The sequence below is a fragment of the Pseudomonas sp. B21-009 genome (assembly GCF_024749345.1).
Lineage (GTDB): Bacteria > Pseudomonadota > Gammaproteobacteria > Pseudomonadales > Pseudomonadaceae > Aquipseudomonas.
On the sequence record NZ_CP087199.1, the window covers coordinates 82,697 to 97,474 of the forward strand.

Here is a 14,778-nt window from a genome sequence, read left to right on the forward strand (position 1 = left end):
CGATTCAGACTGGCAAGGCCATATAGAACTGAGTGCCTTGCCCGGGCCGCGAGTACACACCCATGCGCCCGCCGTGCAACTGGACAATCTCCTTGCACAGCGCCAGGCCCAGGCCGGCACCGCCCTTTTTGCGTCCGACCTGGACGAAAGGTTCGAAGATTCTGCCCTGCTGGCCGTAGGCAATGCCCTCGCCGTTGTCTTCGATGCTGATAATCACCCGCTCGGCGTGGCGGCGTGCATGCAAGCGGATGCGCCCGGCGGTTGGCGTATGGCGCACGGCGTTGTCGAGCAGGTTGTCCATGACCCGGTCCAATTGCGCCGGATCGGCCTGGATACGCGGTAGCGGCGCAGTCAGCTCGACCTGCAGCTCGATCTGTTTGTCGTTGGCCGCGGCGGCAAAGCGTTCGCAGGCCCGGCCGAGCAGTTCGTCGATGGCGCAGGGGGTCAGGTCGAGTTTTTGCAGGCCGCTCTGGTAACGAGAGAAGTTCAGCAGGTCGTTGATCAGCTGGTTCAGGCGCTGCATCTCTTCGCCGATGGTGTCGGACAGATCGGCTTCCCGCGAGCCGGGGGCAAACTTCAGGCGTTCGCGCAGCAGGCCGAAGGCCATGTGCATGCCGGTCACTGGCGTGCGCAGTTCATGAGACGCGCGCAGGACGAACTCGCTGCGTACCCGTTCGAAGGCACGTTGCTCGGTGACATCGTGCAGCACCATCACCGCGCCGAGGATTTGCCCTTGTGGGTGGCATACCGGCGTCAGGCTGTAGGAAAGCAGCCGGGTTTCTTCATCTATTTCCAGGCTGAGGTCGTCAGGCACGCGGTCGAGGGTGCCGCCGCGCAGTACCAGGCGCAGTTGCTCGTCCAGCTCCGGGCGTTGCAGGGCATCGCCAAGGCCTGTGCCCAGACGCGCATCTTCCCAGCCCAGTTGGCGCTGGGCGACCGGGTTGAGATGCTCCAGATGACCCTGGCGATCGATGATCAGCAGGCCGTCGTCGATACTGTCGAGCACCGCCTGCAAGCGCTGCTGGCCGGCCAGCACTTCGTCGATGTTGGTTGCCTGATGCTTGCGCAAAGCCTCGGCCATCAGGCCAAAGCGGCGGGTCAGCTGGTTCAGCTCCAGGGCGTGGGACACCGGCAGGGTGACCTCGAAGTTACCTTGGCCGATCTGGTCGGCCGCCTTGGCCAATGCTTCGATCGGCTGGCCGACCCGGCGGGCGATACCATGGGCGGTGACAAAACCGAGAATCAATACTGTCAGGCCCACCAGGCCGAGCAAACCGCCAATCAGCAGGGCGCGGTCATGGGCTTTCTGCTCGCTTTCATTAATGTGCTGCAAAGCGCGCTTGTGCGATTCGACCAGGTCGCTGCGCAACAGGTTGAAGGCATGGCCCAGGGGCTGGTCGGCGCCCAGGCTTTTCGAGGTGGCAGCGCTGTTGCGGTAAGCCTGCAAAAAGGCCTGGTAGTCGAGGTTGGCCTTGGCAAAACCCTGGTCGCCCGGGCTTTCGTCGTCATGGTTGATGCCTTCGTCCAGTAGTTGCTGGAACTGGCGTTGCAAGGTTTCGAGGGCCGGCTTGTCCGGGGCGTCATCCAGCAGCAGGGTCAACTGCTCGCCCAGGTTCTGCCGCAGCTTCAGGCCCAGGTCGAGGGTTACCGAGTTTTCCCGCACCAGCGCCTGTTGCGCGCTGGCCATCTGCAGCACGCTGACCAGGCCCAGCAGCAAGCCGAACAGGGCGACGGTGATCAGCGCCGAAATGCTGAGGAAAAGCCGCGTGCGCAGCTTCATCGCCAGTTTCATAAGTTGTACTGCTTGCGCTTGCGGTACAGGGTCGAGGCGTCGATTCCGAGAGTCTTGGCGGCCTGGTCGAGGGTTTCGCTGGTGGCCAGTACCGCACCGATATGGGCGCGTTCCAGTTCATCCAGGCTCAGTGCCGCGCCAATGCGCGGGGCATTGCTGGCCGGTTGTTCGGCCATGCCCAGGTGGCTGATTTCGACGCGCTCCTGGGCACAGATGATGCTCGCCCGCTCGACCACGTTGCGCAGTTCGCGGATGTTGCCCGGCCAGCGGTAGTTGAGCAGCGCGGCGCGGGCCTCGTCGCTGAAGGCGCGGGCCGGGCGCGAGTATTCCTTGACGAAGCGGGCAAGGAAGCGATCGGCCAGGGTGAGGATATCTTCACTGCGCTCGCGCAGGGGCGGCAGGTGCAGGGTGATGACGTTCAGGCGGTACAGCAGGTCTTCGCGAAAGCGCCCTTCGCGGACCATGTCCTCGAGGTTGAGGTTGGTCGCGGCGAGAATTCGCACGTCGGCGCGGCGGGTCACCGGGTCGCCGACGCGCTCGTATTCCTTGTCCTGGATAAAGCGCAGCAGCTTGGGCTGCAGGGTCAGCGGGAAATCGCCGATTTCATCGAGGAACAAGGTCCCGCCGTCAGCCTGGTTGACCCGCCCCAGGGTGCTTTCGCTGGCACCGGTAAAGGCCCCGCGGCTGTGGCCGAACAGCTCGCTTTCCATCAGCTCGGCCGTCAGCGACGGGCAGTTGATGGTCACGCAGGCCTTGCGCGCGCGTTTGCTCCAGCCGTGAATGGCGCGGGCCAGTTCGCCTTTACCGGTGCCGGACTCACCAAGAATGAGGATGTTGGCGTCGGTGGTGGCAACCTGGCGAGCGGTTTCCAGCACCACCATCATGGCCGGGCTGTGTGAGTCGAGGCCGTCCTTGGGCTTACGCACTTCGCCTTCCAGCGCTTCGAGGCGCGCCGACAACTGACGGACTTCCAGTTGCTTGGCCGTGGCCAGGCGCAACTGGTCCGGGCTGCAGGGCTTGACCAGGTAATCGGCGGCGCCGGCCTGGATCGCATCCACCGCCGTGTCGACCGCCGAATGCGCGGTGACGATCACCACGCGCATCCATGGCGCCTGGATACGCATCTGCGCCAAAACATCCAGGCCGTTGTCTTCGCCCAGGCGCAGGTCGAGGAAACACAAGTCGAAGACTTGCCGTTGCAGCAGGGTTTCGGCCTGCGCCGCGCTGTTGGCGGTGGCAACGCTGTAGCCTTCATCTTCAAGACAGTAACGAAAGGTTCGCAGGATGGCGGACTCATCGTCGACCAGCAGAATACGGCCTTGATGTTCCTGGGCTGACTCCATTTCCTACGCTCCTTTGAGAATGATCTAGGTTAGTGTCGGAAAAATCGGGCAAGTTGCATGGTTCATTCTGATTCATTCCGTTGCCTGCATGGTAGCCGTTCGCCCAACACTTATCTAACTCACTGAAAAATCAGCAGTTGTTTATCCGCAAGGAACTGGCACGAGTACTGCGAAGACAAAAGACTCTGAGCCCTCGGAGGTTTTCTCATGTTCGCGCCCTATCCGTTGGCAGTCGCCACTGCCCTGTTCCTGCTGCTGCCGATGGCCAGCAGCGCCGCCGAATCACCGGCTTCCAGCGTGCAGCAGGCGCGCCAGGAAGGCGCCTTGCAAACCGCCCTGGCGCTCAACCGCTTGCTCAACCCATACAAGATCGAGGTCAGGGTCGAGGGCAGTACGGCGCATTTGCGCGGCGAGGTTGAGAACCAGGTCGAGCGCCAGCTGGCCGAAGCCGTTGCTCTGGCCACCCGCGGCATCGAAGCGGTGCAGAACGACCTCAAGGTCAATGCCGAACTGGTCGAGCAACCTTTGGAGCGGCGCGCCTATGCCCAGCGCCTGGAAGACGCGACCCTCGCCTCGATCATTCGCGCGCGTCTGCTGTGGAGCACCCACACCCAGGCAGCACCTATAGAAGTCGACAGCCGTGAGGGCGTGGTGACCCTGCGCGGCCAGGTCAGTAGCGCCGAAGCCAAAGAGCTGGCGGGGGTACTGGCCAGCTCCACCGAGGGCGTTTACCTGGTCAACAACCTCATCAGCCTGAGTGCGGCCGATCTGGCCAGGCAGCGTGAAGAGCGCCAGCAGCAGGTGACCGAGCCGCAGCTCAGCGACGCCTGGATCAATGCCAAGGTGCAGACCAGCTTCATGTACAGCCGCAACCTCGATGGCCCGAACATCAAAGTGGCGACCCAGGATGGCGTGGTGCGGTTGTCCGGCGAGGTGGTCAGCAGCGAACAGAAGACCATCGCCATCGAGGTCGCCCGGCAGATTCGCGGCGTGCGCGGGGTGGATGCCGACATGCTCAAGGTAGCAACCAAGGTGCAGGGCTGATCATGCAAAACGCACGAACGCTTGAGCCCGATCGTGCAGGATACGTTTTAGGCTGAACCGATGTGTGTACATAACTTGTTGATTTATAAGGATAAAAAATAGCTCCAAAGGCTGGCATGCAGGCTGCAATGACTACATCAAGTCAACAATAAAAGCAGCAGGAGGAGCACGGCATGAACCGCCAAACCGCCACCCTAGTGCAGGTTTCTTCGCTTCAGCTGCGCCAGGGTCTGTTTTTCAGCCTGGCGCTGCTGCTGACCCTGATTGCCGGCCAGCTCTACAACAGCTGGGAAACCGCGCGCAGTGCCGAGCAGCTGGCTGCCCAGGCCGCGCTGGTGGCGCAGGTTCAGGCACAACGCCCGGTAGCTGCGCTGCAGGCCAGGGTCGCACTGTCTACGCCGGTGACCACTCCTGCCGTTGTCGACACTGCTGCACCACGTGATCGCTGGGTGTTTTAACCGAGCACCCAAGGACCTCTTCCAAAAACGGTAAGGAGAATCACCATGTTGAGTTGGGCCATCACCTTCCTGATTATCGCCATTGTCGCTGCCGTGCTGGGCTTCGGTGGTATCGCCGGCGCCGCTACCGGTATCGCGAAGATTCTGTTCATTATCTTCCTGGTGCTGTTCGTGGTGTCCTTCTTCTTTGGTCGCCGCGGTAGGGGCTGAGTATGAGCACAACGCTAGGCAGAGCCCTGGTTGCCGCCCTGATCATGGGCGGCAGCGCAGCGGCAATGGCGGCCAATGACGGCCAGGTCCGGGCCAACCAGATTCTTGGCTCGGACCCCGAATACCGGGAAACCTGGCAGGACGTGGTCAAAAACGAAGAACGCTTGCCCGAATGGGTCCTCAACCTGAGTGGTACTTCCGAGCAACAGATGTCGGCGGTTGAGGAAGATGGCGACAAGTATCTGGTCGGACCGTTGTGCGAATCCGAGCAGAAGTGCCTGAACAAGCGTCTGATTGTCGCCTTCAGTTGGGACAAGGACGAAGCCTACGGAATGCTGGTAGAAGTGCCCGAAGGCCTGCCGTCCGACAAGTCGCCCACACGCCACGCCGACTACCGTTGGCTGGGCAAGCCGGACGAAGGCATGCAGGCCCTGCTCAAGGAGCAGCTCAAACGTGATCCGAACTGGTACTGAGGTGTTGCTCACACTTCTGTACATATATAGAAGCTGAACCTTTTTTCATTTCAGGCTTCTATGCTGCGCCGCCCGAGGAAGGCAGGCGCATGACCAGGGGGCCGGGCTGCTCTGATTGTTTCAGGATCGGAGGGGCCTAGGGGTACAGGGAGTACCTCCGATGAGGGCCGGGTCAGGTGAAGCGGTAGCGGAAGTTGCGGGTCGGACAACTGCCTTCAGGCAGAGGTGTCCGACCGGACTTCCGTAGCGCTCTTTACGGCGATCGCTTTTTCCCCCGCAACAAATTCGTTTTTCCTACCGAAGCTGTCGACGCATATTTTTGCCCGACCGTACATCGATATTTTTTCGCCCCGCCGTCCTGGCAAAGTCGCTGCGATTTCACCCATTCGGATTGTCGAACAACGCCCTTTGTCACTCGGGCGCATACCTCTATATCGGCCGGATTATGGCGCTTTGGCCATCGTCGGATTTCCGAACGGTAGGCGAATAACCCATTGTGACGTACGTTTTGGCCGATAAACCTCATGCCGATTCGGCATGGGGTAGTCGTTTACGGCATTAGACGGAGCCCCCCCACGTGGGAATAGTTGCGCCTTTTTTCGCTGGCCTGAGCGTTCCTACGCTCGCTTGCGGTGACCTTTTACGGTGCCATCGGTAGATAACAAGAAACGATACGGATTGCTGGCAACAGCTCTGGGTCGAGGTTATCAGCCTGGTGGCCGTTTCCACTTGAAGAAAAGGTAACGACATGAAGAAGGCAAAGCTAAGCCTCGCCTGGCAGATCCTCATCGGTCTGGTACTGGGGATTGCAATCGGCGCTTTACTGAACCATTTCAGTGCAGAAAAGGCATGGTGGATCAGTAACGTCCTGCAACCTGCCGGTGACATCTTCATTCGCCTGATCAAGATGATCGTCATCCCGATCGTGATTTCGTCGCTGATCGTGGGTATCGCCGGGGTTGGCGATGCGAAAAAACTCGGCAGTATCGGCCTCAAGACCATTATCTACTTCGAGGTGGTGACTACCATCGCCATCGTCGTCGGCCTGGTCCTGGCCAACCTGTTCCACCCGGGCGCCGGCATCGACATGAGCACCCTGGGTACCGTCGATATCTCCAAGTACCAGGCCACGGCGGCCGAGGTTCAGCATGAGCATGCGTTCATCGAAACCATCCTCAACCTGATCCCGTCGAACATCTTCGCAGCGCTGATGCGCGGTGAGATGCTGCCGATCATCTTCTTCTCGGTGCTGTTCGGCCTGGGCCTGTCGAGCCTGCAGGCAGACATCCGCGACCCGCTGGTGAAAACCTTCCAGGGCGTCTCCGAAGCCATGTTCAAGGTCACTCACATGATCATGAACTACGCGCCAATCGGTGTGTTCGCGCTGATCGCGGTGACCGTCGCCAACTTCGGCTTCGCCTCGCTGCTGCCGCTGGCCAAGCTGGTGCTGCTGGTGTACTTCGCCATCGCCTTCTTCGCCTTCATGGTCCTTGGCCTGATCGCCCGCCTGTTCGGCTTCTCGGTGATCAAGCTGATGCGCATCTTCAAGGACGAACTGGTCCTGGCCTACTCCACCGCCAGCTCCGAGACCGTGCTGCCGCGCGTGATCGAGAAGATGGAAGCCTACGGTGCGCCGAAAGCCATCTGCAGCTTCGTGGTACCGACCGGCTACTCGTTCAACCTTGACGGTTCGACTCTGTACCAGAGCATCGCGGCGATCTTCATCGCCCAGCTGTACGGCATTGACCTGTCGCTGAGCCAGCAGCTGCTGCTGGTGCTGACCCTGATGGTCACCTCCAAAGGCATCGCCGGTGTACCGGGCGTGTCCTTCGTGGTCCTGCTGGCCACCCTGGGCAGCGTCGGTATCCCGCTGGAAGGCCTGGCCTTCATCGCCGGTGTCGACCGCATCATGGACATGGCCCGTACTGCCCTGAACGTAATCGGCAACGCCCTGGCGGTTCTGGTTATCGCTCGTTGGGAAGGCATGTACGACGATGCCAAGGGCCAGCGCTACTGGAACTCGCTGCCGCACTGGCGCAGCAAGGAAGCCGTACCGGCTGGCAAAACTGCCAGCAAGTAAGCGCTAACCTGGCTGTACGAAAAGCCCCGACCTGGTCGGGGCTTTTTTGTTGGCTACATCGGGAGTAACTCGACGTTTATGGCGCGAAGCCAACCCGGCCCGCTATCATTTGCGCCATCTTTGGGGGGAACAACGGATGCTCAACGGCCTTTGGCTTGGTTTTTTCATTGTCGCGGCCATTTCGGCCATGGCCCAATGGCTGGTGGGCGGTAACGCCGGGATCTTCGCGGCAATGGTCGAAAGCATCTTTGCCATGGCCAAGCTTTCGGTCGAGGTCATGGTCCTGCTGTTCGGCACCCTGACGCTGTGGCTGGGCTTTTTGAAGATTGCCGAAAAAGCCGGCATCGTCGAATGGCTGGCCAAGGTCCTCGGCCCGCTGTTTGCCCGGTTGATGCCGGAAGTCCCGCCCGGTCACCCGGCCCTGGGCCTGATCACCCTCAACTTCGCCGCCAACGGCCTGGGCCTGGACAACGCCGCCACGCCTATCGGCCTCAAGGCCATGCGTGCGCTGCAGGAGCTCAACCCCAGCTCGACCACGGCCAGCAACGCGCAGATCCTCTTTCTGGTGCTCAACGCCTCGTCGCTGACCCTGCTGCCGGTGACCATCTTCATGTACCGCGCCCAGCAGGGGGCGATGGACCCGACCCTGGTGTTCCTGCCGATCCTGCTCGCCACTAGCGCCTCGACCCTGGTCGGCCTGCTGTCGGTGGCGGTAATGCAGCGCCTGCGCCTGTGGGACCCGGTGGTGCTGGCGTACCTGATTCCCGGTGCGTTGCTGCTGGGCGGTTTCATGGCGTTTCTCGGCACCCTGTCGGCTACCGCGCTGGCGGGGCTGTCGTCGATTCTCGGCAACCTGACCCTGTTCGGCCTGATCATCCTGTTTTTGGTGGTCGGCGCGCTGAAGCGGGTGAAGGTCTATGAAACCTTCGTGGAAGGCGCCAAGGAGGGCTTTGACGTCGCCAAAAGCCTGTTGCCCTACCTGGTTGCCATGCTCTGCGCCGTCGGCGTGCTGCGCGCCTCAGGGGCGCTGGAGCTGGCTCTGGATGGTATCCGTCATGCAGTCGCGTGGCTGGGCTGGGACACGCGCTTTGTCGAGGGCCTGCCCACCGCGTTGGTCAAGCCGTTCTCCGGCAGTGCGGCGCGGGCAATGCTGATCGAAACCATGCAGACCCACGGCGTCGACAGCTTCCCGGCCCTGGTGGCAGCGACCATCCAGGGCAGCACCGAAACCACTTTCTATGTGCTGGCGGTGTATTTTGGCGCCGTCGGCATCCAGCGCGCCCGCCATGCGGTGGGTTGTGCGCTGCTGGCCGAGCTGTCCGGGGTGATCGCGGCGATCTTCGTCTGCTACTGGTTCTTCGCCTGAAGCTGAGCGGCCTGGTTTACCGTCCAGTCGACCAGTTGTTTCATCAACTGGTCGCTGGCTGAGCCGAAGCCGCTGACTACCGCGGCTACCTGCTTGTCGCTCAACGGCTGGCGTACTTCGAAGCGCTGGCTGGCAAGGATGCGCTGGCTACGGCCCTGCACCAGGCGGGCGTCGTAGCGGATCACCACAGCCAGGCCGCCGGCGCTGTACTCGCTCTGGAAGGCCTGCAGTTCGCCGGCAATTTCATAATCGCTTTGCAGGTTGCTGTCGTCGGCGCTCAGGCGCTGCACGCGGCCGTCACGCTGGAAGGCATCGAGCATGCGGTTGCGTAGCAACGTCGGCGCCGGGTCGCTCCAGCGCGCGCCCTTGTAGCTGCTGATCAGGTTGCCCTGCGGCACCACGGCGATGCGCGGGCTGTTCAGGGCATCACTGGCGATTGGCTTGTTGATCCGCAGCGACCACGGCGCGCTTTGTGTCAGCGAGCGGGTGCTTTGCGCCGAAGGCAGGCGATAAACATCGGCAGGCTCGGCCTGCGGCAGGATCGAGCAGGCGCTGCCCAGGCTCAGTGCAGTGGCCAGGGCCAGGTAGCGACAGGTACGGCTCATGGCTCGAACTCCTTGTTTTTGTCACGGCCCAGCAGGTAGCCGCTGGGGTTGGCTTCCAGGCGCTGGGAAATGCCCTTGAGCGAGGTCAGGGTGTCGCGTAGCTCGCGGATGGCCGGCGCCAGCTGGTTGAAGCCCTGGGCGCCGCCATCGATGGCTTCACGATTGTCATTGAGCAGCTTGTTGATGGTTTCGGTGCTTTGCGCCAGCGACTGCATGGCTTGCTCGGCGCTGCCGAACATCTGCTTGCCCTGGCTGCTGAGCAGGCCATTGGCGTTGCGCATCAGTTCGCTGGTCTGTTCGAGCATGGCGCCAGCCTGCTTGCCGACCTGGGCCAGTTGCTGGATACCCTCGCGGATGTCACCACGCTGGTCGTTGAAGGCGCCGGTGGTCTGTTCAAGGTTGCTCAGGGTGTTGCTCAGGCGGGTGACGTTGTCTTCGGAGAACAGCTGGTTGGCGTTGTGCACCAGGGCGTTGATGTTGGTCATCAGGTCGCTGCTGTCGTCCAGCAGGCGGGCAATCGGCGACGGTGAGGCGACGATCACTGGCAACTTGCCGTCCTTGCCCTTGAGCTCCGGGCTTTGCGGCGTGCCGCCACTGAGCTGGATGAACGAGGTGCCGGTGATGCCGGTCAGGGTCAGCTTGGCCAGGGTGTCTTCCTTGACCGGCGTATCGGCGCTCAGGCGCACCTGGGCCAGGACCCGGCGCGGGTCGTTGGGGTCCAGGCGCAGGCTGGTGACGTCGCCGACCTTGATACCGCTGTACTGCACCGAGCTGCCCCGGGACAAACCGGAGACGGCCTCGTTGAATACCACCTGGTAATCCTTGAAGGTGCTGTCGACGCTCGACTTGGTCAGCCACAGGCCGAACAGCATGGCGCCGGCCACCACCAGCACGGTGACCAGGCCGATCAGGACATGATGTGCACGGGTTTCCATCTCAGAGCTCCTTGGGCGCTGTAGCGGCCTGATACGCCGCGCGGCCACGCGGGCCATGAAAATAATCGTGAATCCAGGCGTCGTCGGTGTCTTCGACCTCGGCGATAGGCCCGGCCACCAGCACCTTCTTCTGCGACAGCACGGCGACGCGGTCGGTGATGGTGTAAAGGGTGTCCAGGTCGTGGGTGATCAGGAACACGCTCAAGCCCAGGGCGTCGCGCAGGGTCAGGATCAACTGGTCGAAGGCCGCTGCGCCAATCGGGTCGAGGCCGGCGGTGGGTTCGTCGAGGAACAGGATGTCCGGATCCAGCGCCAGCGCCCGGGCCAGGGCCGCGCGCTTGATCATGCCGCCGGACAGCGACGACGGGTATTTGTCTGCCGCCGAAATCGGCAAGCCGGCCAGCGCCAGCTTGACCCCGGCCAGGTGCTCGGCATCGGCGCGGCTCAGGCCTGCGTGTTCGATCAGCGGCAAGGCGACGTTCTCGGTGACAGTCAGCGACGAGAACAACGCGCCCTTCTGGAACAGCACGCCGAAACGCCGCTCGACCAGCGAGCGTTGCTCGTCGCTGGCGCTGCTCAAGTCCTGGCCGAACACTCGCACCTGGCCTTCGTTGGGTCGGCGCAGGCCGACGATGCTGCGCAGCAACACCGACTTGCCGCTGCCCGAGCCACCGACCACGGCGAGGATCTCGCCGCGGCAAAGGTCCAGGTCGAGCTGCTCGTGCACGCTCTGGGTACCGAAGCGGTTGCAGATGCCGCGGGCCTCGATCACCGCTTCACGTGGCTTTGTGTGGATCTCGCTCACCAGCCCATCTCCATGAAGAACAGCGCCGCCACGGCATCCAGGACTATGACCACGAAGATCGACTGGACCACGCTGGAGGTGGTGTGGGCGCCGACCGATTCGGCGCTGCCACTGACCTTGAAGCCCTCAAGGCAGCCGATGGCGGCGATCAGGAAGGCGAAGAACGGGGCTTTGACCAGGCCGACCAGAAAGTGCTGCACGCCGATATCGCTTTGCAGCAGCGACAGGAACATCGCCGGCGAGATACCCAGTGACAGCGCGCAGACCACCGCGCCGCCGATAATGCCGCAGAGCATGGCGACAAAGGTCAGCAACGGCAGTGCGATCAGCAGTGCAAGCACCCGCGGCACCACCAGCAATTCAACCGGGTCGAGGCCCAGGGTACGGATGGCGTCGATCTCTTCGTTGGCCTTCATCGAGCCAATTTGCGCGGTGAAGGCACTGGCGGTGCGCCCGGCCATCAGGATGGCGGTCAGCAGCACGCCGAATTCCCGCAGGAACGAGAATGCCACCAGATCGACGGTAAAGATGCTCGCGCCAAAGCTGGCCAGCACCGTGGCGCCAAGAAAGGCCACCACCGCCCCCACCAGAAAGGTCAGCAAGGCAACAATGGGCGCGGCGTCCAGGCCAGTCTGCTCGATATGCGCAACCACCGAGGTGACCCGCCAGCGCTTGGGCTGGAACAGGCGCAGGAACAGGGTTTGCAGGATCAGGCCGACGAAGCCGAGGATCTGCAGGGTGTCTTGCCACAGGGTGTCAACTGCGCGGCCAATGCGGGTGAGCAGCTGGATCAGTACCGAGCGCTCGGGTTGTTTTTCCGGGATGCAGAAGTCTTGCACCGAGCAATACACGGTCTTGAGCAGCGCCTGGCTGGCGGCGGGCAAGTGCGTGGCGGTTTCGGTCAGCCGCGCCAGGCGTTCGGCGCCCAGCAGCTCGACCAGCAACGCCGCGCCGGCGGTGTCGAGCTTGCCGAGCTGGTCGAGGTCGACCTCGGTAGAGGCGTCGTACTGGCCGGCCAGGCTGTCGCTGCTGCGCTTGAGGCTGGTGTAGTTGGCCAGGGTCCAGTCACCGACGATCCGCAGCCGTGGCGGGCTGCTTGCAGTGTCCAGGGTGGCGCTGGCGTGTGTAGTCATAGGCTCCATGCAGTCCGACCAACGGTTCGCAGCCTCAGAGCATAGCGTTACTCGGCCGCGGGTGCTTGACCATCGTCAACCACCTTGAAGCGCAGTACGCCGATGACCTGGCCGTCTTCGGTGAGCACCCGCACCTGCCAGCGCCCCACCGGGTTGCCGGGGAAGTTCTGCTTGTGGGTCCAGGCGCGGTAGCCTTCCTTGCGCCCGCCATGGATGTCCAGGGCGATGCGGTCAACCTCTTTGCCCTCGAATTGCCAGACGTGGTAAATCCGCTCGTTCAGCCCGCGTGGGGCGTTGATCGCGGTGAAGGCATAGAGGCCTGCGCGTATTTCACTGGCTTTGATCTGCTCCAGGCTCTTGCCCGGGGTGCGGTTCTCGACCTGGGTGCTGACTGCCACTTCGGTCATCCACAGGGTTGCCGGCGGCACCCAGGAACGCAGCATCCAGCCGCCGGCGCCGACGGCCAGGGTCATCACCACCAGCATGATCCCCCGGCGCCAGTGGCTGATCGGGAAGCTGCTGGCGAGGCTTGGGAACGACAGCAGCATGGCGATGCCCAGGGCCAGCTTGAAGCTCTGCGAGGTGGTCAGGTGGAGGATGATCGGCAGCGCGGTGAGCAACGCGGCAAACAGCGTCAGGGTATGCAGCGCCAGGTACAGCCAGCGCCGCGGGGCCAGCCACTTGTAGTACAGCGGGTCGATGATCGAGATCAGCCCGGCGGCGGCGAGAATGCCGGTGAACACCAGTTGGCCGCTGTTCCAGGTGGTGGTGACGAAGAAAAACGGCAGGACGAAGAACAGGCTTTCCTGGTGGATCATCTGCGTTGCGTAGCGCAACAGCGGCTGGGGGATTTCGCGCTTGAAGACCTTGGCGAAGACCTTGGTGAAGGTGTTCTCGAGCATCAGCCAGATCCAGCTGATGAGCATGACGATGGCAATCCAGCTGGCCAGGCTTTCCTGGCGATCGACCAGGATGAAGCTGCCGACACCGGAGATGAAACCGCCGAGGGCGATGACCCCGGGGTAGCGCTTGATCAGCTCGATCAAGCGCTGGAGGTAAAGAGGCATGAAGGTGTTCGCAAGTTCAGGTAAAAACCTGCACAGGATACTCTGTAGGAGCGGGCTTGCCCCGCGATGATTTCAGCGCGAACGCCGCCGCCCCCAGATAAGCACCCCGGCCAACAACACCCCCACCGCCAGCGCCACCCAGCCATATAGCTCGTCGTAGCTGAGCAGTGGCTTCTCGATCCGCACATAGCCGGGCTCGGCCAGCAACTGCTGCAGGGCCTGGTTGGCATCTTCCAGGCTGATCCGGCGCAAGGCCCGCGCCGGATCGGCAAAGCGCCCTTCGTCAAAGTCGTTCAAGGCGCCCCAGTAGTAATCGGCCAGGGCGCTGTTGCCCTGGGTCGACCAGGCTTCGCGGTCGATGGCAGCCTGCTTGATGCGCTGGAAGGTCGCCGGGTCCAGGCCGTTCTTGCGCAGGCGCTCGAGCATGGCCGCCAGGGCCTGCTCGGCGGCATCGACATCGGCGCGGTCGAGGTCGGCGTTGAGTACCATCAGCCCGGTATCGCCGAAGCTCTCGCGCTGGCTGAACGGGCCGTAGGAAAACCCGTGCTTGAGCCGCAATTCGTCGTACAGCGCCCAGTCCAGGTAGCGCTGCAGCAGGTCCCAGGTCTGGCTGTGGTCGTTGTTCAGCACCGGTTCGAGGAACAGCCAGTGCAGGCGGGCGCTGTCGCCCAGCCAGCCGCGAATCAACTCCCGGCGTGCCTCGGCTTTGTGGGTGACGCCGTCCAGTACCCGGCGCTCGCCTGGTTCGACCGCTGGCAGCTCGCCATAGGTGCGTTCCAGATAAGCCGGCAGCAGGCGGTCGAGGCCGCCAACCACGATCAGGGTCATGTTGTTGGCCGCGTACCAGTGCTGGCGCAGGTCGTTGACCTGCTCCAGGGTCATGTCCTCGATCGACGAACGTTCGGCGCATTTGAGCCCCAACTCCACGGCCAGCTGGTCGCTGGCGCGATGGCCGAGGTCCTGGCGATCGAGCCAGCGCTGCAGGTGCGAGTAATGGCCGCCGTCTTCGCGCTCGACGATGCGCTTGGACAGCTGCAGGGCTTTTTCATCGATCTGGGTGTCGTTGATCACCGCCAGCAGCAGGTCGAGCACTTTGCGCTGGTTGCGTGCCGGCGCCTCGATGACGAAGGTGGTATCGGCGCTGCTGGTATAGGCGTTCCACTCCCCGCCCAGGGCTTGCATGCGCTCTTCCAGGCCGCCCTCACCGCCCTCGTCGATACCGCTGAACAACAGGTGTTCGAGCAGGTGTGGCAGCTCCTGGCGCTCGCAGGGAAAATCATCGAAGCCAACGCCGACCACCAGGCGGATCGACACATGGTTGCGTTCGTAACCTGACTTGAGCACCACCTGCAGACCGTTGGGCAGCAGGTAGCCCTCGACCTGGGAGCGGTCGAGGGCAAAGCCGGGCGCGCAGCCCAGCAGCAGGCAAATGAACATCAGGCAACGCATGGCGAGCTTCCTTGCGGG

General features: G+C 62.8%; 14 protein-coding genes. 6 read left to right on the top strand and 8 right to left on the bottom strand.

Annotated features, from left to right (window positions below; genetic code table 11):
• Positions 1-4 precede the first annotated feature (4 nt).
• Positions 5-1,792 carry a KinB sensor domain-containing domain gene (locus LOY34_RS00415; RefSeq protein WP_230090913.1) on the bottom strand — a complete coding sequence of 596 codons (1,788 nt, stop codon included), beginning with the start codon at positions 1,790-1,792 and terminating at the stop codon, positions 5-7.
• Positions 1,789-3,135, bottom strand: a complete 1,347-nt coding sequence (algB, locus tag LOY34_RS00420) for a sigma-54-dependent response regulator transcription factor AlgB (RefSeq protein WP_038997810.1) — start codon at positions 3,133-3,135, stop codon at positions 1,789-1,791. Before algB ends, LOY34_RS00415 begins: the two co-directional genes overlap by 4 nt.
• A gap of 207 nt (positions 3,136-3,342) precedes the next feature.
• On the opposite strand from algB, the gene LOY34_RS00425 reads away from it, so the two are divergent.
• The 6 genes from LOY34_RS00425 to LOY34_RS00450 all read left to right on the top strand — a co-directional run bounded on the left by LOY34_RS00425 (position 3,343) and on the right by LOY34_RS00450 (position 8,766).
• Positions 3,343-4,179: a BON domain-containing protein gene (locus LOY34_RS00425; protein ID WP_045200645.1), complete on the top strand. Its 837-nt coding sequence runs from the start codon at positions 3,343-3,345 to the stop codon at positions 4,177-4,179.
• Between the two features lie 173 nt (positions 4,180-4,352).
• A complete protein-coding gene (locus LOY34_RS00430) occupies positions 4,353-4,637 on the top strand; it encodes a hypothetical protein (RefSeq protein ID WP_093377582.1) in 285 nt (94 codons plus the stop codon).
• A gap of 45 nt (positions 4,638-4,682) precedes the next feature.
• On the top strand, positions 4,683-4,847 hold the full coding sequence (locus LOY34_RS00435; RefSeq protein ID WP_010222609.1) for a DUF1328 domain-containing protein: 165 nt from the start codon (positions 4,683-4,685) through the stop codon (positions 4,845-4,847).
• A 2-nt stretch (positions 4,848-4,849) separates the two neighbouring features.
• Entirely contained in the window at positions 4,850-5,320 is a 471-nt protein-coding gene (locus LOY34_RS00440) for an inhibitor of vertebrate lysozyme family protein (RefSeq protein ID WP_045200641.1), read from the top strand.
• Positions 5,321-6,068: 748 nt separating this feature from the next.
• A complete protein-coding gene (gene gltP, locus LOY34_RS00445) occupies positions 6,069-7,400 on the top strand; it encodes a glutamate/aspartate:proton symporter GltP (RefSeq protein ID WP_195885386.1) in 1,332 nt (443 codons plus the stop codon).
• Positions 7,401-7,536: 136 nt separating this feature from the next.
• The gene (locus tag LOY34_RS00450) at positions 7,537-8,766 is read left to right on the top strand and encodes a nucleoside recognition domain-containing protein (protein ID WP_045200636.1); all 1,230 of its coding nucleotides are present in this window, start codon (positions 7,537-7,539) and stop codon (positions 8,764-8,766) included.
• On the opposite strand, the gene LOY34_RS00455 is transcribed toward LOY34_RS00450, so the two are convergent.
• From LOY34_RS00455 to LOY34_RS00480, 6 genes are all read right to left on the bottom strand, one after another.
• Positions 8,748-9,371 (bottom strand): ABC-type transport auxiliary lipoprotein family protein, encoded by a 624-nt coding sequence (locus tag LOY34_RS00455; protein ID WP_195885387.1) that lies wholly within the window; start codon positions 9,369-9,371, stop codon positions 8,748-8,750. The genes LOY34_RS00450 and LOY34_RS00455 overlap by 19 nt on opposite strands.
• Positions 9,368-10,306 (bottom strand): MlaD family protein, encoded by a 939-nt coding sequence (locus LOY34_RS00460; RefSeq protein ID WP_045200632.1) that lies wholly within the window; start codon positions 10,304-10,306, stop codon positions 9,368-9,370. The genes LOY34_RS00455 and LOY34_RS00460 overlap by 4 nt, the downstream gene beginning before the upstream one ends.
• A 1-nt stretch (position 10,307) precedes the next feature.
• Positions 10,308-11,102 carry an ABC transporter ATP-binding protein gene (locus LOY34_RS00465; protein WP_195885937.1) on the bottom strand — a complete coding sequence of 265 codons (795 nt, stop codon included), beginning with the start codon at positions 11,100-11,102 and terminating at the stop codon, positions 10,308-10,310.
• A 5-nt stretch (positions 11,103-11,107) separates the two neighbouring features.
• The gene (locus LOY34_RS00470; RefSeq protein ID WP_045200628.1) at positions 11,108-12,253 is read right to left on the bottom strand and encodes an ABC transporter permease; all 1,146 of its coding nucleotides are present in this window, start codon (positions 12,251-12,253) and stop codon (positions 11,108-11,110) included.
• 38 nt (positions 12,254-12,291) lie between these two features.
• Complete coding sequence (locus LOY34_RS00475; RefSeq protein ID WP_045200627.1) at positions 12,292-13,311, bottom strand: DUF5924 family protein; 1,020 nt, start codon at positions 13,309-13,311, stop codon at positions 12,292-12,294.
• 72 nt (positions 13,312-13,383) lie between these two features.
• Positions 13,384-14,760, bottom strand: coding sequence for a pitrilysin family protein (locus LOY34_RS00480; RefSeq protein ID WP_195885388.1), 1,377 nt, complete (start codon positions 14,758-14,760; stop codon positions 13,384-13,386).
• Positions 14,761-14,778: the final 18 nt, after the last annotated feature.

Coding starts and splice junctions, on each gene's coding strand:
- LOY34_RS00415 (WP_230090913.1), bottom strand. CDS start 1,792: ATGAAACTGGCGATGAAGCTGCGCACGCGGCTTTTCCTCAGCATTTCG.
- algB (WP_038997810.1), bottom strand. CDS start 3,135: ATGGAGTCAGCCCAGGAACATCAAGGCCGTATTCTGCTGGTCGACGAT.
- LOY34_RS00425 (WP_045200645.1), top strand. CDS start 3,343: ATGTTCGCGCCCTATCCGTTGGCAGTCGCCACTGCCCTGTTCCTGCTG.
- LOY34_RS00430 (WP_093377582.1), top strand. CDS start 4,353: ATGAACCGCCAAACCGCCACCCTAGTGCAGGTTTCTTCGCTTCAGCTG.
- LOY34_RS00435 (WP_010222609.1), top strand. CDS start 4,683: ATGTTGAGTTGGGCCATCACCTTCCTGATTATCGCCATTGTCGCTGCC.
- LOY34_RS00440 (WP_045200641.1), top strand. CDS start 4,850: ATGAGCACAACGCTAGGCAGAGCCCTGGTTGCCGCCCTGATCATGGGC.
- gltP (WP_195885386.1), top strand. CDS start 6,069: ATGAAGAAGGCAAAGCTAAGCCTCGCCTGGCAGATCCTCATCGGTCTG.
- LOY34_RS00450 (WP_045200636.1), top strand. CDS start 7,537: ATGCTCAACGGCCTTTGGCTTGGTTTTTTCATTGTCGCGGCCATTTCG.
- LOY34_RS00455 (WP_195885387.1), bottom strand. CDS start 9,371: ATGAGCCGTACCTGTCGCTACCTGGCCCTGGCCACTGCACTGAGCCTG.
- LOY34_RS00460 (WP_045200632.1), bottom strand. CDS start 10,306: ATGGAAACCCGTGCACATCATGTCCTGATCGGCCTGGTCACCGTGCTG.
- LOY34_RS00470 (WP_045200628.1), bottom strand. CDS start 12,253: ATGGAGCCTATGACTACACACGCCAGCGCCACCCTGGACACTGCAAGC.
- LOY34_RS00475 (WP_045200627.1), bottom strand. CDS start 13,311: ATGCCTCTTTACCTCCAGCGCTTGATCGAGCTGATCAAGCGCTACCCC.
- LOY34_RS00480 (WP_195885388.1), bottom strand. CDS start 14,760: ATGCGTTGCCTGATGTTCATTTGCCTGCTGCTGGGCTGCGCGCCCGGC.